Annotated in this window: 22 protein-coding genes; 7 read left to right on the plus strand and 15 right to left on the minus strand. The window is 66.9% G+C overall.

Annotated features, from left to right (window positions below; genetic code table 11):
• Positions 1-199 precede the first annotated feature (199 nt).
• From ASD71_RS18940 to ASD71_RS18970, 7 genes are all read left to right on the plus strand, one after another.
• Complete coding sequence (locus ASD71_RS18940; RefSeq protein WP_056568131.1) at positions 200-973, plus strand: ABC transporter ATP-binding protein; 774 nt, start codon at positions 200-202, stop codon at positions 971-973.
• A complete protein-coding gene (locus tag ASD71_RS18945; RefSeq protein ID WP_056568134.1) occupies positions 970-1,680 on the plus strand; it encodes an ABC transporter ATP-binding protein in 711 nt (236 codons plus the stop codon). Before ASD71_RS18940 ends, ASD71_RS18945 begins: the two co-directional genes overlap by 4 nt.
• Before the next feature lie 64 nt (positions 1,681-1,744).
• Positions 1,745-2,959 (plus strand): ABC transporter substrate-binding protein, encoded by a 1,215-nt coding sequence (locus tag ASD71_RS18950; protein ID WP_056568137.1) that lies wholly within the window; start codon positions 1,745-1,747, stop codon positions 2,957-2,959.
• 99 nt (positions 2,960-3,058) lie between these two features.
• Positions 3,059-3,946 (plus strand): branched-chain amino acid ABC transporter permease, encoded by an 888-nt coding sequence (locus ASD71_RS18955; protein ID WP_056568139.1) that lies wholly within the window; start codon positions 3,059-3,061, stop codon positions 3,944-3,946.
• Complete coding sequence (locus tag ASD71_RS18960) at positions 3,943-4,926, plus strand: branched-chain amino acid ABC transporter permease (RefSeq protein ID WP_056568141.1); 984 nt, start codon at positions 3,943-3,945, stop codon at positions 4,924-4,926. Before ASD71_RS18955 ends, ASD71_RS18960 begins: the two co-directional genes overlap by 4 nt.
• A gap of 113 nt (positions 4,927-5,039) precedes the next feature.
• Positions 5,040-6,062 carry an ABC transporter substrate-binding protein gene (locus ASD71_RS18965; protein ID WP_056568143.1) on the plus strand — a complete coding sequence of 341 codons (1,023 nt, stop codon included), beginning with the start codon at positions 5,040-5,042 and terminating at the stop codon, positions 6,060-6,062.
• Between the two features lie 70 nt (positions 6,063-6,132).
• Positions 6,133-6,978: a branched-chain amino acid aminotransferase gene (locus ASD71_RS18970; protein WP_056568147.1), complete on the plus strand. Its 846-nt coding sequence runs from the start codon at positions 6,133-6,135 to the stop codon at positions 6,976-6,978.
• An 11-nt stretch (positions 6,979-6,989) separates the two neighbouring features.
• Here the strand turns inward: ASD71_RS18970 and ASD71_RS18975 are convergent, their stop codons facing one another.
• The 15 genes from ASD71_RS18975 to ASD71_RS19045 form a co-directional block, all read right to left on the minus strand.
• Positions 6,990-7,826 carry an N-acyl homoserine lactonase family protein gene (locus ASD71_RS18975; RefSeq protein WP_235512249.1) on the minus strand — a complete coding sequence of 279 codons (837 nt, stop codon included), beginning with the start codon at positions 7,824-7,826 and terminating at the stop codon, positions 6,990-6,992.
• Between the two features lies 1 nt (position 7,827).
• Entirely contained in the window at positions 7,828-8,541 is a 714-nt protein-coding gene (locus ASD71_RS18980; RefSeq protein ID WP_056568149.1) for an ABC transporter ATP-binding protein, read from the minus strand.
• On the minus strand, positions 8,528-9,310 hold the full coding sequence (locus ASD71_RS18985; protein WP_056568152.1) for an ABC transporter ATP-binding protein: 783 nt from the start codon (positions 9,308-9,310) through the stop codon (positions 8,528-8,530). Before ASD71_RS18985 ends, ASD71_RS18980 begins: the two co-directional genes overlap by 14 nt.
• On the minus strand, positions 9,307-10,281 hold the full coding sequence (locus tag ASD71_RS18990; RefSeq protein WP_056568153.1) for a branched-chain amino acid ABC transporter permease: 975 nt from the start codon (positions 10,279-10,281) through the stop codon (positions 9,307-9,309). The genes ASD71_RS18985 and ASD71_RS18990 overlap by 4 nt, the downstream gene beginning before the upstream one ends.
• 3 nt (positions 10,282-10,284) lie before the next feature.
• Complete coding sequence (locus ASD71_RS18995) at positions 10,285-11,154, minus strand: branched-chain amino acid ABC transporter permease (RefSeq protein ID WP_056568158.1); 870 nt, start codon at positions 11,152-11,154, stop codon at positions 10,285-10,287.
• A gap of 18 nt (positions 11,155-11,172) precedes the next feature.
• Positions 11,173-12,336 (minus strand): ABC transporter substrate-binding protein, encoded by a 1,164-nt coding sequence (locus ASD71_RS19000; RefSeq protein WP_056568161.1) that lies wholly within the window; start codon positions 12,334-12,336, stop codon positions 11,173-11,175.
• A gap of 49 nt (positions 12,337-12,385) precedes the next feature.
• A complete protein-coding gene (locus ASD71_RS19005; protein WP_056568163.1) occupies positions 12,386-13,234 on the minus strand; it encodes an alpha/beta fold hydrolase in 849 nt (282 codons plus the stop codon).
• A complete protein-coding gene (locus tag ASD71_RS19010; protein WP_056568166.1) occupies positions 13,231-13,626 on the minus strand; it encodes a hypothetical protein in 396 nt (131 codons plus the stop codon). The genes ASD71_RS19005 and ASD71_RS19010 overlap by 4 nt, the downstream gene beginning before the upstream one ends.
• 165 nt (positions 13,627-13,791) lie before the next feature.
• Positions 13,792-14,463, minus strand: coding sequence for a 3-oxoacid CoA-transferase subunit B (locus tag ASD71_RS19015; protein WP_056568169.1), 672 nt, complete (start codon positions 14,461-14,463; stop codon positions 13,792-13,794).
• A complete protein-coding gene (locus tag ASD71_RS19020) occupies positions 14,453-15,145 on the minus strand; it encodes a 3-oxoacid CoA-transferase subunit A (protein ID WP_056568172.1) in 693 nt (230 codons plus the stop codon). Before ASD71_RS19020 ends, ASD71_RS19015 begins: the two co-directional genes overlap by 11 nt.
• 19 nt (positions 15,146-15,164) lie before the next feature.
• A complete protein-coding gene (locus tag ASD71_RS19025) occupies positions 15,165-16,337 on the minus strand; it encodes a thiolase (RefSeq protein ID WP_056569463.1) in 1,173 nt (390 codons plus the stop codon).
• Positions 16,337-16,735, minus strand: coding sequence for a Zn-ribbon domain-containing OB-fold protein (locus tag ASD71_RS19030; protein WP_082578995.1), 399 nt, complete (start codon positions 16,733-16,735; stop codon positions 16,337-16,339). The genes ASD71_RS19025 and ASD71_RS19030 overlap by 1 nt, the downstream gene beginning before the upstream one ends.
• 51 nt (positions 16,736-16,786) lie before the next feature.
• Entirely contained in the window at positions 16,787-18,874 is a 2,088-nt protein-coding gene (locus ASD71_RS19035; protein WP_056568179.1) for a 3-hydroxyacyl-CoA dehydrogenase NAD-binding domain-containing protein, read from the minus strand.
• A 7-nt stretch (positions 18,875-18,881) separates the two neighbouring features.
• Positions 18,882-19,094, minus strand: a complete 213-nt coding sequence (locus ASD71_RS19040) for a biotin/lipoyl-containing protein (RefSeq protein ID WP_056568182.1) — start codon at positions 19,092-19,094, stop codon at positions 18,882-18,884.
• Between the two features lie 56 nt (positions 19,095-19,150).
• Complete coding sequence (locus tag ASD71_RS19045) at positions 19,151-20,509, minus strand: acetyl/propionyl/methylcrotonyl-CoA carboxylase subunit alpha (RefSeq protein WP_056568184.1); 1,359 nt, start codon at positions 20,507-20,509, stop codon at positions 19,151-19,153.

Here is a 20,509-nt window from a genome sequence, read left to right on the forward strand (position 1 = left end):
ATTGTCGGCATGCCGACAATTGCCCTTTCCGCAGTGCAAAACCTATGACAAACCCTCATGGAATTTTGATTGCGACGTCCGCATACTCGCCGGCAACTCATAAGAAAACTACGCACGAAAACAGTTTTCCAACCCTGCGGGGGCCTGACGCAATGACGCCAGGCAGAGACCATATAAATACAACGCTGGTGCAGCGAACATGGATGACACAATCCTGGAGACAAAAGGCCTCACCAAGGAGTTCCGCGGCTTCGTCGCGGTCAACGGGGTCGATTTGCGTATCAAGCGGGGCGAGATTCATGCCTTGATCGGGCCTAACGGCGCGGGCAAGACCACATGCTTCAACCTGCTGACCAAATTCCTGGCGCCCACGTCGGGCAGCATCAAGTTCAATGGCATCGACATCACCGGCGAGCGGCCCGCGCAGATCGCGCGGCGCGGCATCATCCGGTCGTTCCAGATCTCGGCGGTGTTCCCCCACCTGACCGTGCTCGAGAACGTGCGGATCGGCCTGCAACGCAAGACTGGACTGTCCTATCACTTCTGGCAAAGCGACAAGCGCCTGGCCACGCTGAACGAGCCCGCGCGTGCGCTGCTTGAGCAGGTGGACCTGGGCAGCTTTGCCGACGAAACCACGGTCAACCTGCCGTACGGCCGCAAGCGCGCGCTCGAGATCGCCACCACGCTGGCGATGGAGCCCGAGCTGATGCTGCTGGACGAACCCACCCAGGGCATGGGCCACGAAGACGTGGACCGCGTCACGCAACTGATCAAGCGCGTGAGCGCCGGGCGCACCATCCTCATGGTGGAACACAACATGAATGTCGTGTCCTCCATCGCCAACACCATTACCGTGCTGGCGCGCGGATCGGTGCTGGCCGAAGGTTCCTACGCCGAAGTCTCCCGCCATCCGGCCGTGATGCAGGCTTACATGGGCACGACCGACGGCGAACTTCAAGGAGCGCACGCATGAGCACCCCCGCACTCGAAATCTCGGGCCTGAATGCCTGGTACGGGGAATCGCATATCCTGCATGGCGTGAACATGCGCGTGGGACAGGGCGAGGTCGTCACGCTGCTGGGCCGCAACGGCGCCGGCCGCACCACAACGCTACGCGCCATCCTGGGTCTGACCGGCTCGCGCAAGGGCTCGGTCCGCATCCATGGCACCGAAGCCATCGACCTGCCCACCTACAAGATTGCCCACCTGGGCGTCGGCTACTGCCCCGAGGAACGCGGCATCTTCGCCAGCCTGTCCTGCGAAGAAAACCTGCTGCTTCCGCCGGTCGTCGGCTCGCTCGGCGGCGGCATGTCGCTGGCCGAGATCTACGACATGTTCCCTAACCTGCAGGAGCGCCGCAATTCACCCGGCACGCGCCTGTCGGGCGGCGAACAGCAGATGCTCGCCGTCGCACGCATCCTGCGCACCGGCGCCAACCTGCTGCTGCTGGACGAAATCTCCGAAGGCCTCGCGCCCGTCATCGTGCAGGCGCTGGCCCGCATGATCACCGCGCTCAAGCAACGGGGCTACACCATCGTCATGGTGGAACAGAATTTCCGCTTCGCCGCGCCGCTGGCAGACCGCTTCTACGTCATGGAGCACGGCCAGATCGTCGAGCACTTCGAAGCCGCCGAACTTTCAGAAAAACAGGACACGCTCAACGAACTGCTGGGCGTCTAAAGCAACCTGTGTCATCCGCCGGAACCCCGGCAAACACCACACTGTAGGGAAGAGGAGTCATCCCATGAAGCTGCACACCATCACTGCTGCACTGGCCATGGCGGGCCTGGGATTCGCGGGGGCAACCGCCCACGCTCAAGGTATCTCCGACGATGTCATCCGCATCGGCTTCATCACCGACATGTCGGGCGTGTACTCCGACATCGACGGCAAGGCGGGTCTGGAAGCCGTACGCATGGCTGTCGAGGACTTCGGCGGCACGGTCAACGGCAAGAAGATCGAAATCGTTTCCGCGGACCACCAGAACAAGGCCGACGTCGCCTCGGCACGCGCCCGCGAATGGTTCGACCAGCAGAAGGTCGACGTCATCATCGCCGGCACCAACTCGGCCACCAGCCTGGCCATGGCGGCGGTCGCCGCAGAAAAGAAGAAGCCCTTCATCGCCGTGGGCGCCGGCTCGTCCGACCTGACCAACGCGCAATGTTCGCCCTACACCGTGCACTACGCCTACGACACTGTGGCGCTGGCGCGCGGCACCGGTTCGGCGGTGGTGAAGGACGGCGGCAAGAGCTGGTTCTTCCTGACTGCCGACTACGCTTTCGGCCACGCGCTTGAGCGCGACACGATGGCGGTCGTCAAGGCTGCGGGCGGCGAAGTGAAGGGCCAGGTGCGCGCACCGCTGGGCGCCTCGGACTTCTCGTCATTCCTGCTGCAGGCGCAATCGTCCAAGGCGCAGATCCTGGGCATGGCCAATGCCGGCGGCGACACCATCAACACGGTCAAGGCCGCCAACGAATTCGGCGTCACGCAGACCATGAAGCTGGCCGGCCTGCTGGTGTTCATCAACGACGTGCACTCGCTCGGCCTGGATGCCACCAAGGGCATGTACCTGACCGACGGCTGGTACTGGGACCAATCCGACGCCTCGCGCGCCTGGTCCAAGAAGTTCGAGTCCAAGGTCGGCCGCAAGCCGTCCATGCTCCAGGCGGGCGATTACTCGTCGGCGATGTTCTACCTGAACGCCGTCAAGGCCACCGGCTCGGATAACGGCGACGACGTGATGAAGTGGATGAAGTCGAACAAGGTGAACGACTTCTTTGCCCAAGGCGGCGTCGTGCGCGAAGACGGCCGCATGGTCCACGACATGTACCTGATGCAAGTGAAGACCCCGGCCGAATCCAAGGGCCCGTGGGACTACTACAAGGTGGTGGCGACGCTGCCTGGCGACGAGGTCTACACCAAGTTGTCCGAGTCCACCTGCAAGCTGGTCAAGAAATAAACCAGCCCATGTGATCCTGGATGCGGTCCGGGCCGATGGCCCGGCCGCATTCCTCCTGACTAGCTCGCTTCCTTCCGTACCGCGCAGGACTTTCCCAAGATGACTGACATTTTCGGCATCCCCATACAGGCCTTGTTCGGCCAGCTGTTACTGGGCCTGGTCAACGGTTCCTTCTATGCAATGCTGTCGCTCGGACTTGCCGTCATCTTCGGGCTGCTGAACGTCATCAACTTCGCCCACGGCGCCCTCTACATGCTGGGCGCCTTCATCGCATGGATGGGGCTTTCGTACTTTGGCCTGAACTACTGGGTCATGCTGATCCTGGCGCCGCTGATCGTGGGGCTGTTCGGCATCATCATTGAAAAACTGCTGCTCAGGCATCTCTACAAGCTCGACCACCTGTATGGGCTGCTGCTCACCTTCGGGCTGACGCTGCTGATCGAGGGGCTGTTCCGCAGCTTCTACGGCGTGTCGGGCCAGCCTTATCCCACGCCCGAGGCCCTGCGCGGCGCGACCAACCTGGGCTTCATGATCCTGCCGAACTACCGCGGCTGGGTCGTGGCGGCGTCGATCATCGTCTGTTTTGCCACGTGGTATGTCATTGAGCGCACCCGCCTGGGCGCCCTGCTGCGCGCCGGCACCGAGAACCCGCGCCTCGTGGAGTCATTCGGTGTGAACGTGCCGCGCATGATCACGCTGACCTATGGTTTCGGCGTCGCGCTGGCGGGCTTTGCCGGTGTGCTGGCCGCGCCGGTGCTGCAGATTTCGCCGCTGATGGGATCGAACCTCATCATCGTCGTGTTCGCGGTGGTCGTGATCGGCGGCATGGGGTCCATTTTCGGCGCCATCGTCACCGGGCTGGGCCTGGGCGTGATCGAGGGCCTGACCAAGGTGTTCTGGCCCGAAGCGTCCAGCACGGTCGTCTTCATCATCATGGCCATTGTTCTGTTGATCCGCCCGGCCGGGCTGTTCGGAAAAGAAAAATGAATCGTCAATTCCTGGGCTATGCGGTCCTGGCCATCGTGGTGGCCTTGCTTCCCTTCATGGGCGTGTATCCGATCTTCGCCATGAAGGTCATGTGCTACGCCCTCTTTGCGTGCGCCTTCAACCTGCTGCTGGGCTTCACGGGGCTGCTGTCCTTCGGCCACGCCGCCTTCCTGGGCAGCGCGGCCTACGCGGCCGGCCACAGCATGAAGGTCTGGGGCCTGCCCACCGAGCTGGGGCTGCTGTTCGGCGTGGCCGTGGCGGCGCTGCTGGGCCTGGCGATGGGCGCGATTGCCATCCGGCGCAGCGGCATCTACTTCGCCATGATCACGCTGGCGCTGTCGCAGATGGTGTTCTTCTTCTTCCTGCAGGCCAAGTTCACGGGCGGCGAAGACGGCCTGCAGAGCGTGCCGCGCGGCTCGCTGCTGGGACTGGTCGACCTGTCCAAGGACATCAACCTGTACTACCTGGTGATGGCCATCTTCATCATTGGCTACTTCATCATCTGGCGGACGGTGAACTCGCCCTTCGGGCAGGTGCTGCAGGCGCTGCGCGAGAACGAGCCGCGCGCCATCTCGCTGGGTTACGACGTGGACCGCTTCAAGCTGGTGGCCTTCGTGCTGTCGGCCGCGCTAGCCGGCCTGGCGGGCGCCACCAAGACGCTGGTGTTCGTGTCGGCCACGCTGTCCGATGCCACCTGGCAGATGTCCGGGCTGGTGATCCTGATGACACTGATCGGCGGCCTGGGCACGCTGACCGGCCCCGTCCTGGGTGCATTCATCGTGGTGCTGCTGGAGAACAAGGTGGGCGACTTTGGCCAGATGATGGCCAACGTGACCGGCGTCGAATGGTTCCTGCGCCTGGGCGAATCGGTCACGATCGTCAGCGGCCTGATCTTCGTGATCTGCGTGCTGGCCTTCCGGCGCGGCATCGTGGGCGAATTGGGCGCCCTCTTCAACCGCCGCCGTACCGCGCGCGCGTGATCATCTGACCTTTCGCTTGATTGACCTCCGGGGCCGCGCACAGCGGCCCCGTTGCATTGGGACGCGCCATCGCCCCGTACAATGGCAGGCACCTCACTACACAGGTGCCGACCATGCGCATCACGCATCTCGTTCCCGGCCTAGGCGCGCTCGCGCTGGCCGCCGCCCTGCTGTCCCCCACCGCGGTCCAGGCCGCCCCCACCGCCCCGGCTTGCGAAGTCGACCGGCCCATCCGTTTCAGTGGCCTGAACTGGGAATCCAACCTGGTGCTTGCCGGCATCGAACGCTATGTGCTGGAACACGGCTACGGCTGCAAGACCTCCGTCGAAATCGGCGAAACCCTGCCCATGCTGGCCGCGCTGCAACGCGGCGACGTCGACGTCACGCCCGAGGTCTGGCCCGGCCAGATCGAAGGCGCCTGGAAGAAGGCGCTGGCCAGCGGCAAGGTGCTGGGCGTGGGCCACGTCTATGACGCGGGCGAAGGCTGGTATGTGCCCCGCTACACCGTCGAACGCCACCCGGAGCTCAAGTCCGCCGCCGACCTGGCCCGCTTCAAGGAAGTGTTTGCCGACCCCGAGGACCCGGGCCGCGGCCGCATCTACGGTTGCCCGGCCGGATGGGCCTGCGGCACGCTGAACGACAACCTGCTGCGCGCCCTGAAGCTGGACAAGGATTACTCCCTGTTCGCGCCCGGCTCCGGCGCCGCGCAAAAGGCGGCGATCGTGTCGGCCTACAAGCGCAAACGCGATATCGTCTTCTACTACTGGACGCCCACGTCGCTGGTCGGCGCGCTGGATCTGGTCAAGCTGGAGCTGCCCGCATTCGACCAGGCCGCCTACACGTGCATGACCGATCCCAAGTGCGCCAATCCCGTGGCCACGCAGTTCAAGCCCAACCCCGTGGTTACCGGCATGAACGCCGAATTCGCCAAACAGGCGCCGCGCATCACCGAGTTCCTGACCAAGCTGACGGTGCCGGACGACGCCATCGACGCCACGCTGGGCTGGCTGGAAAACGAAGGCAAGGAACCCGAGGACGCCGCGCGTTATTTCCTCAAGCAATACGCGCCCGTCTGGCGGCAATGGATGCCCGCGGATGCCGCCGACCGCGTGCAGGCGGCGCTGGCCAAGGAATAACGCGCCAGGTCATGTATTCTGGCGGCTCGGCCAGCACAGGCCAACCCGATTCAAGCGAAGGAAGACAATCATGGATGCCTTGTTCTGGCACAACGGTCACTGGACCACCGAAAACCCCAAACTGCTCGGCCCGGCCGACCACGCCTTCTGGATGGCCAGCATGGTCTTCGACGGCGCGCGCGCCTTCCGCGGCCTGACGCCCGACCTGGACCTGCACTGCCAGCGTGTCGTGCGCTCGGCGGAAAAGATGCTGATGAAGCCGCAACTGGCCTGGGAAGAAATCCAGGACCTGTGCCTGCAGGCCGTGGCGCGCTTTCCGGAAGGGTCCGAGCTCTACATCAAGCCGATGTTCTTCTGCGCCGACGGCTTCCTGCTGCCCGACGCCGACAAGACCCAGTTCGTGCTGCATGTGTTCAAGGTGCCGATGCCGGGCGACCAGGGCTTCTCCGCCTGCTTCTCCAGCTTTGCGCGTTCGTGGCCCAACATGGCGCCCACCGACGCCAAGGCCTCGTGCCTGTACCCCAACGGCCAACGCGCCATCCGCGAAGCCGCCGAAAAGGGCTTTGACAACGCCATCATGCTGGACGGCGCGGGCAACCTGGCCGAGTTCGCCACCAGCAACCTGTGGTTGGCCAAGGACGGCGTCGTCTCCACGCCCGTCGACAACGGCACCTTCCTGAACGGCATCACGCGCCGCCGCGTGCTGGCGCTGCTGAAGGCCGACGGCATCGAGGTGCAGGAACGCAGCCTGACCCGCGCCGACGTCGAAGCGGCCGACGAAGTGTTTTCGTCGGGCAACTACGGCAAGGTGGTGCATGTAAACCGCGTCGAGGACCGCCCGCTGGAGTACGGTCCGATCGCGCGCCGTGCACATCAGCTGTACATGGAGTACGCGGAAAGCACGCGCCGCGGCTGATCGCCGCCGGCTCAATCCCCCTGCGGCGGCAGATGCAGCATCGCCACGTGGGGGGAATCCTGAAATAGCGGATAGCGCTGCAGCACCGCCGGATCGTGGCCCGGCACAACATGCTGGTCCGATTGCGCGGCCGCATGCAGTCTGGCGTAACCCGACAGCATCTGCGCGGTGTTGTAAACGATGGGAAACGGCCGACCCCGCGCCATGTTCTCGTAGTAGTGGCTGGCATCCGATGCCAGCACCACCCAGCCGCGCGCCGTGTGCACGCGCACCGATTGCAGGCCTTTGGTGTGGCCGCCGATCTTCAGCAGTTCGATGCCCGGCAGCAGCGCGCCGTCGCCGTCATGGAACACCACACGGTCTTCATACACGCGCCGGACCAGCGACACCACGTCCTCGACCGCGTACGCGTGACGCAGCGGTTCAAAGCACATGCAGCGGCCCGTGGCGTAGTCCATCTCGTCGTCCTGCACGTGGAAGATCGCCTCGGGCAGCAGGTCCAGGTTGCCCGCGTGGTCGTAGTGCAGGTGCGTCAGCACCACGTGCTGCACATCAGCGGGCTGCACGCCCAGCGCCGCCAGCGCGCCGATCGGGCAGTGGATGAGCTCGCGCTGGCGCCGGCGCGCCATGCCGGCATTGAAGCCCGTGTCGATCAGCACAACCCGGCCCGCACCGCGCACCAGCCACACGAAAAAATCCATCGGCATGTCGCCGTCGTGGGGATCGCCGCCCAGGAAATTGTCGCGGCGCTGGCGCGCCATGCTTGCGTAGCGGACGGCGTAGATCTCGTACTCGGGTAGCGCGCCGGGCGCCGCCACCGCGCTTGCCCCATTCATCGCCGCATTCATTTCAGACTCCCAGGTAGGCTTTCTGCACGAAGGGATCCGCCAGCAGATCGGCGCCTTTGCCGCTGCGCACCACCTCGCCATGCTCGAACGCATAGGCCTGGTGCGCCAGCCGCAGGGCCAGCCTTGCGTTCTGCTCCACCACCACAATGGCGATGCCGCTGTCGCGGTTGATGCGCTGGATAGCGCCCGCGATCTCGGCCACGATCTTGGGCGCGATGCCCAGCGACGGCTCGTCCAGCATCAGTAGCCGAGGCTGCGCCATCATCGCACGTCCGATGGCCACCATCTGCTGTTCGCCGCCGGACAACGAGCCCGCGAGTTGCGCGCGCCGCTCCTGCACCCGCGGAAAGAGCGCGTAGATCTCGTCCAACCGCGCCCGCACGCCGGCGCGCGAACGCACCGCGTGGGCCCCGGCCAGCAGATTGTCCAGCACGGTCATCCGGCCAAACAGGCGGCGCCCTTCCGGCGACAGCGCCAGGCCCGCCGACACGCGCGCGGCCGACCCCAGCCGGGAAATGTCGCGCCCTTCGAATCGCACGCGGCCGCCTGCCACCGGCGCCAGGCCGATCAGCGCCTTGAGCGTGGAACTCTTGCCGGCGCCGTTCGAGCCGACCAGCGCCACGATCTCGCCCTGCTCGACGTTGAAGCTGACGCCGCGCACCGCCTCGAGTTGCCCGTACCGCACATTCAGATCCTGGACTTCAAGCATGGGCATAATCGGGCGCTCCCAGATACGCTTCGATCACGGCGGGATTGTCGCCGATGGCCTGCGGCGTGCCCTCGGCGATCTTCTCGCCCTGGACCAGCACGACGATGCGATGGCACAGCTCCATGACCAGCGCCATGTGGTGTTCGACCAGCAGCATCGTCAGCCCCTCCTCGTCCCGCAGCCGCCGCAGCAGACGGCCAAGCTCGTTGCATTCTTCATGGTTCAGACCGGCGGCCGGCTCGTCCAGCAGCAGCATGCGCGGCCGGCAGGCCAGCGCAATGGCGATGCCCAGCTTCTTCTGCAGGCCGTAGGCCAGCGATCCGGCCGGTGCCTCGCGCCACGCCTGCAGATCCAGCAGCGTGAGCAGGCGATCGACCTCGCGGGCGACCTCATCGGCGGACAACAGGTGCTCGGTACGCCCCACCAGCCGCCGCAGCCACGAATGCCTGACCCGCGACAGCATGCCGCGATGGATGTTTCCGGCCACCGTCACGTCGGGATACGTCGACGTGGACTGGAACGTGCGGGCCAGGCCATGCACAACGACACGGCTGGGCGGCGCGCCCGAGATGTCCTGGCCGCCGAAATGCACCGATCCGGCGCTGGGCGGCATGGCCCCGCTGATGACGTTGAAGGCGGTGGTCTTGCCCGCGCCGTTCGGCCCGATCAGGCCCACGATCTCGCCGCTGGCGACGGAGAACGTCAGCCCGCGCAAGGCCGCCAGGCCCCCGAAGCTGCGAGATAGACCGTTCACCTGCAATAAAGGCTGGCTCATTGTGACTCCTTGCGGCGGCGCGCCTGCCAGGGCCCAGGCAGACCAGCCAGGCCCGCGGGCAAAAAGCGCAGGATCAGGATCAGCGCCGCACCGTAAAAGATGTGTTGCGTCTGGACCGCCCCCCGGAACAGTTCCGGCAGCGGCGTCAGCACCATCGCGCCGATCAGGCCGCCCCATACCGAGCGCCGGCCGCCGATGACCAGCATGATGATGAAGCCGATGGAGATGCTGGCGTTGAACGATTCCGGCGAGACGTAGCCCACATACCGCGCCTGCAAGGCGCCGCCGGCCGCCGCCAGCGCGCACCCGCCCACGAATGCGCATAGCTGGATGCGCTGCACGGACAGGCCCGTGGATTCTGCCAGCGCGGGGTTTTCGGCCACCGCGTCGATGGCATGGCCGAACGGGCGCCTGGCCACCGCGGCCAGCAGCGCCACGGACCCCAGCGCCACGGCGAGCGCCAGGCCGTAGAAACTGGCACGGCTGTCGAACACCCAGCCCGCCAGTTCGGCCGGCAGGATGCCCGCGATGCCGTTGGCGCCGCCCGACCAGGATGAGCCGTCCAACAGCGCCAGCCGCACCAGTTCGCCGAACGCGAACGTCACCAGCACGAAGTACACGCCCTTCAGACGCAGGATGATGGCGCCCAGCGCCAGCGCAACGACGGCGGTGATGGCTACGCCCGCCAGCATGGAAGGCAGAAAGCCCCAGCCCAGATGGCGCGCCGCCAGCACCGAGCCGTAGGCGCCCACCGCGACGAAGGCGGCATGACCCAGCGACAGCTGGCCGCAGCGCGCGATCAACGCCAGGCCGTTGACGATGAGCACGTTCAGGCAGGTCAGCACTGCCAGATGCTGCACGAATGGCCCGGCAAACCACGGCGTCACGGCAGCCGCCGCCAGGGCCAGCCACAACAGCCATTGCACGGGCGCGGGCCGCGCCATGCCGGCTTCAAGCGAAAGTACGGTCATGGCTTATGCCTCCCCCCGGCCCAGCAGCCCCTTGGGCCGCACGACCAGCATGACGATCACGATGGCGAAGATGAGCATGTCGGCGGTGCTGCTTTCGAACAGCAGGCTGCCGTAGCTTTCCGCCAGCCCCAGCGCCAGTCCGGCAACGGCGGCGCCCGGAATGCTGCCCAGTCCGCCCAGGATCACCACGATGAACGCCTTGAGCAGCGGCGTGGCCCCCACGAAGGGCGACACCGAAAACAGCGGCGCCATCAGTGCGCCTGCCACGGCCGCCAGCCCCACGCCCAGGCCGAAACCGAGCGGGTAGTAAATGCGCGAACGGATGCCCTGGATCGCGGCGATCTCGAAGTCCTCGACCACGGCGCGCAGCGCGCGCCCGGGCCGCGAGTGCTTCAGAAAGCCGTACAGCAGCGCCAGCGCCAGCAGCGCGAACAGCACCACGTATACGCGCGACAGCGGCACGACCAGCTTGCCCATGCGCGCCGTGCCCTGAGCGACGGCCGGCATGGACAGCGGATCCGGTCCGAAGGACATCAGCGCGAGGTTCTGCAGGATCATCGCCAGGCCAATGGTGGCGATCATGCCGTTCAACTCGTCGCGCCGGAACGGCTTGAGCACGCCCCATTCCAGCACCGCGCCCCCGGCGACCGCCAGCGCGAAAGTGAGCGCCACGGCGGGCAGAAAAGTCAGCCCCGCCTGAGTGGTCAGGTAGTACGCGCCGAACGCGCCCAGCATGTAGAACTCTCCGTGCGCGAAATTCACCATGCGCATCACGCCGAACACCAGCGTGAAGCCCACCGCCATCAGCAGGTACAGCAGTCCCACGATCAAGCCGTTGATCGTGGCCTGCGCCAGCAGAATGCTCCAATCCACGTCGTGTCCTCCGCCGCGCTAGCGGCAACTCTCGACCGTGCAGCGGGCGCGGATGACCTCGCGGCCGTCCTTGACCTCGGCCACGTAGAACGGCGCATTGAGCTGGTGATTGATGCCGTACATGGCCTGCCCGGTCCAGCTGAGCTTGCCCAGCGAGCCTTCAAAACCATCCAGCTTCTCCAGTTCGATGCGCACCCGTTCGGTGTCTTCGACGGTGCCCGCGCGGCGCATGGCCTCGAACAGCATGTTGGTGCCATCGTAGAAAGCCGGGCTGAAGCCATTCATCGCGTGCTTGTACTTGGCCGCATAGCGTTTGGCGTAGGCCTGCGTGGCGGGCAGGTCCGGATCGATCGGCGTGTGGACCAGCATGCCTTCGGTGGCCTGCTTGCCCGCCACGTTGACGATCTCCTGCGTGGCCGGCCCGCCCGTGCGCACGATCTTGCCCTCGAAGCCCAGTTCGCGCGCCTGCTTGACGATGAGGCCCGCGGTAGTGGGGGAGTTGCCGTCCAGCTCGATGGCGTCGATGCCGCGCGCCATCATGCGGGTCAGCAGGGGCACGAAGTCGACGCGGTCGCGTTCGAAGAATTCCTTGGTGGCCAGCGCCGCGCCCGCCTTCTTGTAGGCGGCCTCCAGGTCCAGCGCGATCTGCTGGCCGGTCTCGTCGTTAGGGAACAGCGCGCCGACCTTGCGCAGGCCTTGCGCCTTGACCAGCCAGTCGATCTGCGGCTGCGAGACTTCGGCGGTCGTGACGTTGGGGCGGAAGGTGTAGGGCTTGTCGGCGGCCAGCGCCTTGGAGGTGAAACCGAGCGTCAGCAGGATGACCTTGTTTTTCTCGGTCATCGGCTGGATCGCCAACACCGGCGCGGAGCCCACCGGGCCGATCACGTAGCGCACCTTGTCCTCGAACACCAGGCGGTTCGCCACCGTGACGGCCTCGTTCGCCTGGTACTTGTCGTCATAGGCCACCACCTGCACGCGGTACTTCTTGCCGCCCACTTCCAGGCCGCCCGCCTCGTTCACCTGATCGGCCGCGACCTCCGCGGCGTTCTTCATGCCCTGCCCCCAGGCAGCGCCCGCGCCGGACAGGGTGACCAGCGCGCCGAGCTTCAGCGTTTCCTGCGCGTGGGCCGGGATTGCGGCGGCCAGCGCGAAAGCGCCGGCCAGGATGATCGGATAGCGCATGTCGTCTCCTGAGGATGCGGGCCACGGCGGCCCGTCGGTAATGCCTGCTCTATTGGCGGGCGATGGCGTCCAGCACCGGCAGCAGGTAGCCGCGGAACTGCTCGGGGCGTTCACTCATCGGGAAATGTCCCAATTCGCGCATGATGGTCACCTGCGCGCCAGGGATGCTGGCGGCAGTGCGCAGGGTGTCCTCTGGCGTGCAGGAAAAGTCGTACTCGCCTGTCAGCAGGTAGAGCGGACACAGATCGGTGCGGATGCCATCCAGGCGCCCGCGCAGGTCGCTGTCCACCCGGTAGAAGTGCAGGTCGCCGCGAAACACGCCGGGACCTCCCTGCATGTATTGCCACAAGGTTTCGTGGCGATGCACGGCGGGCGACTGCGGCGCGACCAGCCCGGACACCAGCGCCGCGCAGACCTCGCCGCCGTGCACGTCGCCGCGATGCAGCCATGACGTGTCGTACCAGGGGGCCTGGTGGTCCGCCGCTTCAACGCCGATCAGCGCGCGGAAATTGCGGGAATGCAGGTGCGCGAGCTGCAGCACAATGCGCCCGCCGATGGAGCAGCCGATGAGCGCCGGCCGGTCCAGCGCCAGCGCGTGGCAGAAGGCCATCACGGTCTCGACGTACAGGTCGGTGGAAAGCCGGTACTCCTCGTCCTGCCAGCCTTCGGGCGGATACGACTTGCCGTGCCACGGCAGGTCGAGCGCGATGACGCGATAGCGCGAGGTGATCTCCGGGTCGCACATCATGTGCCGGTACTGACGGCCGTCGGCGCCGGCGGTGTGCAGGCACACCAGCGGAATGCCCTCGCCCGCCTCCTCGAAATAGACGCGGCAGCGCCGGCCGGCGATGTCGAACGACACGTAGCGGCCGACGATGGGTTCCAGTGCCGCTTTCATGCCTGCACCTCCCGCGGCGAGGCCACCAGGTCCTTGACGAACTGCAGGTGCGCCATCAGGGGCTGGAGATTGCCCTCGATACGCAATTCGCCACGCTTGGCGAGCGCAAAGATGTCGTGCCAGCCGGCGTCCGGCACGGCCTGCCAGAAGCGCGACCAGGCGGCTTCCGAGGCCTGCATTGCCACGTCGCAAGAAGGCAGCGGGGCCGCGGGGCGCTCGGCGGCCGTGACGCGCCCGTCGCGGATACGCACGAGGATCGGATGGGCGCCGAACCGGACCAGCAGATCCATGTCGACCTGGCGTGGCCGCGAAAACGACAGCGCGCTGTCACGAAAACGCTGCGCGAGCTGCGCGCCGCCCGCGTCGCGCGCGGGCATGGCTTGGGTGTGCATTGTCTCTTCCCTATCTGACGCGTTCTTATATGCAGAACACTTATTCTTTCTGTTAGAACATTCTAAGGATCGGAAACTGGCCGTGTCAACACGGGGAAATCACGGGAATCGCTGTCTTGCCGGGCGCTGCGGGAAGCCGGCGCTGCCGCTGCGCGCAGCGCTCCGCTAATGCACCGAAAGCGTCCGCCAGCCGGGATCCAATGCGAGCGGGCACCCGGTAAGCGCCTGCAGTTCGCCGAACGCCAGCCCAGCCACCATCGCCCTGACCTGCATGCCTGCCGGCGTCACGTCCAGGATGGCCAGGTCGGTATAGATGCGGTCCACGACCCTGGCGCCGGTCAGCGGGTAGGTGCATTCGCGCACGATCTTGGGCTGTCCGTCCTTGGTGACGTGCTCCATCGTGACGAAGACCTGGCGCGCGCCGGCCACGAGATCCATGGCCCCGCCAACCGCCGGTATGGTATCGGCCGCGCCCGTGTCCCAGTTGGCAAGGTCGCCCTTTTCGGACACCTGGAACGCGCCCAGCACCGTCAGGTCCAGATGGCCGCCGCGCATCATGGCGAACGACACCACGTGGTCCGTGATGGACGCGCCCGGCAGCAGGGTCACCGCCTCCTTGCTGGCGTTGATGAGGTCCAGGTCCAGCGGCGCGCCGGGATCGCCCGGCCCCATTCCGACAATTCCGTTTTCCGTGTGCAGGATCACATCCCGTCCCGGCGGCAGAAAGGCCGAAACCTGCGTCGGAATGCCGATACCCAGATTCACATAGGCGCCGTCCTCGATGTCCGCCGCCACCAGGCGCGCGATGTCGCGCCGGCCGAGTTTTTCATAGCCCATGACCCGCTCCCACTTGCACCACCCGTTTGACGAAGATGCCCGGCGTCATCACGTGTTCGGGCGGGATGCCGCCCAGGTCCACGATCTCGTCCACCTGCGCCACCGTCGTGGCGGCGGCCATGCACATCACCGGCGCGAAATTGCGGCCCGCGTAGCGGTACACCAGATTGCCCCAGCGATCCGCCGTTCGCGCCTTGACGAACGCATAGTCGCCCTTGAGCGGAGACTCCAGCACATAGCCCACGCCGTCGATGACGCGGGTTTCCTTGCCCCGCGCGAGCGGCGTACCGAAGGCCGTGGGCGTGAAGAATGGCCCCAGGCCAGCACCCGCCGCGCGCATGCGTTCGGCCATCGTGCCCTGCGGCACGCATTCGAGCTCGACCTTGCCGGCCCGGTACGCGTCCGCGAAGGCTGCGGCGTTCGGGTTCTTGCGGTCGGACGAGCGCGCGAACGAGCAGATCATCTTGCGCACCCGGCCCGCCTGCACCAGCTCGCTCAGCCCCCGCTTGCCGTTGCCGGCGTTGTTGTTGACGATGGTCAGCTCGCGCGCGCCCTGGTCCAGCAACGCGCAGACCAGCTCGGTCGGCACACCCGAGGCGCCGAAGCCGCCGATCAGGATCACCGCCCCGTCCTGCACGCCCGCCACCGCGGCCGCCAGGGAATCGACTGTCTTGTCCAGCATGGATCTTTCTCCTGGGAACTCAGTGCGTGGCCGGGCCGCCGAGAATGGCGGTGGACTGGCTGGACAGCGTGCCGCCGTTGCCGTGGACCAGCGCGATGTCGGCGCCTTGCACCTGCCGCTCGCCCGCCTGTGCCCGGAGCTGGCGCACGGCCTCGATCACCAGGAAGATGCCGTACATGCCGGGATGCACGCAGGACAGCCCGCCGCCATTGGTGTTGACTGGCAAGCGGCCGCCGGGCGCGATCGCCCCGCCCTGCACGAAGGCCCCGCCCTCGCCCTTCTTGCAGAAGCCCAGGTCTTCCAGGAACAGCAGCGTGTTGATCGTGAAGGCGTCGTACAGCTCGGCCACGTCGACGTCGGCCACCGTCAGGCCCGCCATCGCCAGCGCGCGCTTGCCGGACTCCGCGGCCGCTGTGACGGTCAGATCCTCCATGGACGAGATCTGCCGGTTCCACACTGCAGTCGCGCTGCCCAGCACATAGACGGGGGGCTGCTTCAACTGACGCGCGCGGTCCGCGCGGACCATCACGTAGGCGCCGCCGCCGTCGCTGACCAGGCAGCAGTCGCGCACGGTCAGGGGATCGGACACCGGACGCGAAGCCAGCACGTCCGCGATCGACAGGGGGTCGCGCATTGCCGCCTCCGGATTGAGACGCGCCCAGGCTCGTGCCGCCACCGCCACTTCGGCAAGCTGCTCACGCGTCGTGCCGTACTGGTGCATGTGCCGGGCGGCCGCCAGCGCGTAGGACGTCACGGGCGACAACGGCGAGTACGGATACTCGAACGGCTGCGGGTCCAGCAGCGTGCGCGCCTTGACGCCCTCCTTGCGGCCGAACACCGCGGTCTTCTGCGTACTGCCGTAGCAGACCAGGACCGCGTTGCATTGCCCGGACACCAGCGCCATCACCGACGGCAGCAGGTGCGAGACGAAGCTGGATCCGCCCAGCATCGTGGCCTCGATGTAGCGCGGCTTGAGGCCCAGATACTCGGCAACCGGCATGCTCCACATCGTGGCCGACGAACTGCATGTCGCCAGGCCGTCGATGTCGCGCATGTTCAGGCCCGCGTCCGCGACCGCGCGCGCGGCGGCCTGCGCCAGCACTTCCATTTCGGTATGCCCTTGGGCCTCGCCCAGCCCCGCGTGTCCCACCCCCGCAATGGCGACCTGACCGCGCAGCGATTCCAGCGACATCATGCGACCTCCGTCGGAACGAACACCACCAGCGGCTGCCCCTCGCCGCGCAGCACGTGCGCCCGCACCGGCATGCCGATGCGCAGACCGCCGGGCGCGACGCCGTCAAGGCGGCTCATCATGCGCACGCCCTCCTGCAGATCGACCAACGCCACGTTGTAGTCGCCGCCCGCATCGGGCTTGCGCCGGACGATGCTGAACGAATAGACCGTGCCCGCGCCCGAAGGCTCGGTCCACGCCAGATCCTGCGCGCCGCAATGCATGCACAGCACGCGCGGAAAAAACTGATGCGCGCGGCATGCCGCGCAGCGCTGGATCCGGAAGCGGCCCTCGGCGAGATTCGAAAAATACTGCTCCTGCGGCCCGCTTGGCGCGGCGCCCTCCATTTCCCTCTGCATTGCACTGTCTCCTGATTCTTCTGCGGGGCGCATCCACGGCGCCCCTGTTCATCACAAGTCCGCGAAGGTCCGACCCTGCGCGACCAGCCTTTCCAGCAAAGGCGCGGGACGCCAGAGTTCGCCGTGCGCCGCGTGAAATTGCCGGATCGTCGCCAGTACCTGCGCCAGCCCCTGCTGCTCTGCGTAGAACAAGGGGCCGCCTCGGTGCACCGGAAATCCGTAGCCGTTCACGTAGATAACGTCGATGTCCGATGCGCGGCGCGCAATGCCTTCTCCCAGGATGCGCGCCCCTTCGTTGACCAGCGCATACATCGTGCGCTGCACGATCTCCTCGTCCGAGACCACGCGGCGCGCCACGCCGTCTTCACGCGCGCAGGTGTCGATCAGCGCCAGCACATCCGGGTCTTCCACCGGCGTGCGGCTGCCGGCCTCGTAGCGGTAAAAGCCGCTGCCCGTCTTCTGTCCGAAACGTCCCTGCTCGCACAGGCGGTCTGCCACGCGTGAGTAGCGCAGGTGCGCCGGCCGCGTGGGGGCCATGCGCTTGCGGAACGCCCAACTGATGTCCAGCCCCGCCATGTCGGCCATGCGCAGCGGGCCCATCGCCAGCCCGAAACGCTGCAGCGCGCCGTCCACTTGCGCCGGCGTCGCGCCTTCTTCGAGCAGGAAGTGCGCCTCGCGCGTGTACGGGCTGACCATGCGATTGCCGACGAACCCGTCGCACACGCCGACCAGCACCGGCAGCTTGCCCATCTTGCGCGCCAGCCGGAACACGGCCGCGACGACGTTGCCATCGGTCTTGCCGCCCTTCACCACCTCCAGCAGCCGCATGACGTTCGCGGGACTGAAGAAATGCATGCCCAGCACCTGCGCGGGACGTTCCGTGAAACCGGCGATCTCGTCGATATCCAACCGCGACGTGTTCGACGCGAGGATCGCCGAGCATTTGCAGACGCGGTCCAGCGCCTGGAAGATCTCGCGCTTGACAGCCATGTCTTCGAAGGCAGCCTCGATGACCAGATCCGCGTCGCGCAGATCGTCCAGCTGCAGGCTGGTGCGGATGCGTGCCTGGCGTTCCTCGACCTGCGCGGCGCTCAGCTTGCCCTTGGCGGCGGTTGCGGCGTAGTTCTTCGTGATCACGTCCCACCCGCGCGCCAGCGCCTGCGCGTCGCGTTCGACCAGCATCACGTTCAGGCCCGCGTTGGCAAGACTCATTGCGATGCCGCCGCCCATCGTGCCCGCGCCCACCACGCCCACCGTGAAGATCTGCGCCTGCGTGCGCCATTCGGGCGGCAACTTCACCGCGGCGCGCTCGGCAAAGAACAGATGCCGCTGCGCCTTGGACTGCGGTCCGTTCACCAGTTCCAGGAAGCGTTCGCGCTCGTACGCCAGCCCGTCATCCAGTGTTGAACGCGCGGCGTATTCCACGCAGTCCACGCAGGCGAGCGGCGCCACGCAGCCGCGATAGCGCCGCGCTGCTTCCTGGCGCGCGCGTTCGTAGACGCCGGAATCGGCGAGCGCTGCCACCGGCCGTGCGCCCACGATGCGCCCGGCCAACGGGGCGTCCGCGACGGCCAACGCGTAGGCAGACGCCCGATCGATCAGGTCCTTCGCGCAGACCTCGTCGACCAGCCCCCACTCCGCCGCCAGTTGGGCGTCGACGGGATCCCCACCGCCGATCATGGAGAGCGCCCGATCAACGCCCACGAGGCGCGGCAGGCGCTGCGTGCCGCCCCCGCCCGGCAGGATGCCCAGCTTCACTTCGGGCAGCCCCAACGACGCGCCGGCCTGTGCCACGCGATAGTGGCAGCCCAGCGCCAGCTCCAGGCCGCCGCCGAGCGCCGCGCCGTGAATCGCCGCCACGACGGGTTTGGCCGCGCCCTCGATCTGCGCGATCAGCGACCGCAGCGTTGGTTCGCGCGCTGGCAAGGACGTGTTGAATTCGCGGATCTCCGCGCCGCAGCAGAAGTAATCGCCGTCGCCCGCCAACACCAGCGCACGCACCGTGCCGTCCGCCAGCGCGGCCTCGATGGCCGCGTGCAACTCGGTACGCAGCGCCGCGCTCAGGCTGTTGACCGGCGGATTGCGCAATGTCAGCAACGCGACGCGCCCCGCTTCCCTGCGTTCCGTATGGATCAGCATGGCCGCATCACTCCAGTTCGACCACAGCCTGGCCTTCATCCACCTCGTCGCCCTCGCCGACGAGCACGCGCGCCACCACGCCCGCGCGCTCCGCTTCCACGGGGATCTCCATCTTCATCGATTCGACCTTGGCGACACTGTCGCCCGCCTCGACGCGCTGGCCGGGGCTGACGGTGACGGCGACCACACGGCCCACCACGGGGGTTTCCACTTTGAACATTGCCTGCTCCTGATAGTTATCGGTATGGATGTTTCGGTACGACCCTTGCGAGGGAACTACGCGGCCTGCGACTGAGCCTCTTCAAGCATGCGTCCCACCAGCCCGGTGCTGACCTGCCCCGCGCGGAACACCGGGTCTTCCAGCACCCGGCGCACAAAAGGAATGTTGGTCTTGACGCCTTCGACGCGGAACTGCACCAGCGCGGCCGCCAACAGATCCAGCGCCGCTTCGCGCGTCGCGGCATGCGCGATCACCTTCGCCAGCATCGGGTCGTAGTGGCTCGATACGCGGCAGCCCTCCGCGTAGCCGGTCTCGATGCGCACGCCGGGCATCTCGGGCGGCTGGAATACGCGCAGCGGGCCGGGCGACGGCAGGAAGCGCACCGGGTCTTCGGCATACACGCGCGCCTCGATGGCGTGGCCATTCAGCGGCGGCACGGCCGGCAGCACGTCCTGCATGCGCTCGCCAGCCGCCAGCCGGAGTTGCGCGGTCACCAGATCCACGCCGGTCACCGCTTCGGTCACGGCGTGCTCGACCTGCAGGCGGGTGTTGATCTCAAGAAACGAAAAGCCGGAATCGGGCGTGTACAGCATCTCCACGGTGCCGATCACGTCGTAGCCCATCCCCGCCAGCATGGCCTCCAGCCGCGCGCCCATGGCCTCGACCGCCGCACGCGGCAGCGCAGGCGCCGGCGCTTCCTCCAGCACCTTCTGATGGCGGCGCTGTGTGGAGCAGTCACGCTCATACAGGCAACGCACCTGCCCATGGCGGTCGGCGAGGAACTGGAACTCGACGTGGCGCGGGTCGCGCAGCAGCTTTTCCAGATACAGGTCCGAGCCGCCAAAACTACGTTCGGCAATCTGCCGCGCGCGCGCCCATTGCGCCTCGGCGTCCTGCGGCCCCTCCAGCGCCAGCATCCCGATGCCGCCACCGCCCGACGCCGGTTTGATCAGCACCGGATACCCGAGGTCCTCAGCCGCGCGGCGCAATGCCGCGAGGTCGTCGCCGAGCACCGCGCTGCTCGGCGCCATCGGCATGCCCAGCGCCCGCATGGCGTCGCGCGCCTGGGTCTTGTGTCCCAGCATCCGGATCCAGCGCGGCGACGGTCCGACAAAGACCAGGCCCGCCTGCTCCACGGCATCGGCAAACGCCGCGTTCTCGGACAGGAAGCCATAACCGGGGTGCAGGGCATCCGCATCGCATTCACGCGCGACGCGCAGCAGCGTTTCCTGGTTCAGATAACTCTGCGCGGCGGGCGATGCGCCGATCGGGACGGCCAGGTCCGCTTCCGACAGATACGGCAGATCGCGGTCGGCCTCGGAATAGACGGCTACCGACTCGATCCCCAGGCCGCGCAAGGCGCGGATGACACGCCGGGCGACGGCGCCGCGATTGGCCACGATGACTCGTTTCAT

The organism is Achromobacter sp. Root565 (assembly GCF_001427425.1).
GTDB lineage: Bacteria > Pseudomonadota > Gammaproteobacteria > Burkholderiales > Burkholderiaceae_B > Achromobacter > Achromobacter spanius_D.

Bases quoted from the DNA above. Each gene is read 5' to 3' on its own strand.
- ASD71_RS19025 (WP_056569463.1), bottom strand. From the start codon at position 16,337: ATGTCGCTGGAATCGCTGCGCGGTCAGGTCGCCATTGCGGGGGTGGGA.
- ASD71_RS18985 (WP_056568152.1), bottom strand. From the start codon at position 9,310: ATGAGCCAGCCTTTATTGCAGGTGAACGGTCTATCTCGCAGCTTCGGG.
- ASD71_RS19035 (WP_056568179.1), bottom strand. From the start codon at position 18,874: ATGCTGATCCATACGGAACGCAGGGAAGCGGGGCGCGTCGCGTTGCTG.
- ASD71_RS18970 (WP_056568147.1), top strand. From the start codon at position 6,133: ATGGATGCCTTGTTCTGGCACAACGGTCACTGGACCACCGAAAACCCC.
- ASD71_RS19000 (WP_056568161.1), bottom strand. From the start codon at position 12,336: ATGCGCTATCCGATCATCCTGGCCGGCGCTTTCGCGCTGGCCGCCGCA.
- ASD71_RS18955 (WP_056568139.1), top strand. From the start codon at position 3,059: ATGACTGACATTTTCGGCATCCCCATACAGGCCTTGTTCGGCCAGCTG.
- ASD71_RS18965 (WP_056568143.1), top strand. From the start codon at position 5,040: ATGCGCATCACGCATCTCGTTCCCGGCCTAGGCGCGCTCGCGCTGGCC.
- ASD71_RS19040 (WP_056568182.1), bottom strand. From the start codon at position 19,094: ATGTTCAAAGTGGAAACCCCCGTGGTGGGCCGTGTGGTCGCCGTCACC.
- ASD71_RS18940 (WP_056568131.1), top strand. From the start codon at position 200: ATGGATGACACAATCCTGGAGACAAAAGGCCTCACCAAGGAGTTCCGC.
- ASD71_RS19030 (WP_082578995.1), bottom strand. From the start codon at position 16,735: ATGCAGAGGGAAATGGAGGGCGCCGCGCCAAGCGGGCCGCAGGAGCAG.
- ASD71_RS19005 (WP_056568163.1), bottom strand. From the start codon at position 13,234: ATGAAAGCGGCACTGGAACCCATCGTCGGCCGCTACGTGTCGTTCGAC.
- ASD71_RS19015 (WP_056568169.1), bottom strand. From the start codon at position 14,463: ATGGGCTATGAAAAACTCGGCCGGCGCGACATCGCGCGCCTGGTGGCG.
- ASD71_RS18990 (WP_056568153.1), bottom strand. From the start codon at position 10,281: ATGACCGTACTTTCGCTTGAAGCCGGCATGGCGCGGCCCGCGCCCGTG.
- ASD71_RS19045 (WP_056568184.1), bottom strand. From the start codon at position 20,509: ATGAAACGAGTCATCGTGGCCAATCGCGGCGCCGTCGCCCGGCGTGTC.
- ASD71_RS18960 (WP_056568141.1), top strand. From the start codon at position 3,943: ATGAATCGTCAATTCCTGGGCTATGCGGTCCTGGCCATCGTGGTGGCC.
- ASD71_RS19020 (WP_056568172.1), bottom strand. From the start codon at position 15,145: ATGCTGGACAAGACAGTCGATTCCCTGGCGGCCGCGGTGGCGGGCGTG.
- ASD71_RS18975 (WP_235512249.1), bottom strand. From the start codon at position 7,826: ATGAATGCGGCGATGAATGGGGCAAGCGCGGTGGCGGCGCCCGGCGCG.
- ASD71_RS19010 (WP_056568166.1), bottom strand. From the start codon at position 13,626: ATGCACACCCAAGCCATGCCCGCGCGCGACGCGGGCGGCGCGCAGCTC.
- ASD71_RS18945 (WP_056568134.1), top strand. From the start codon at position 970: ATGAGCACCCCCGCACTCGAAATCTCGGGCCTGAATGCCTGGTACGGG.
- ASD71_RS18980 (WP_056568149.1), bottom strand. From the start codon at position 8,541: ATGCCCATGCTTGAAGTCCAGGATCTGAATGTGCGGTACGGGCAACTC.
- ASD71_RS18950 (WP_056568137.1), top strand. From the start codon at position 1,745: ATGAAGCTGCACACCATCACTGCTGCACTGGCCATGGCGGGCCTGGGA.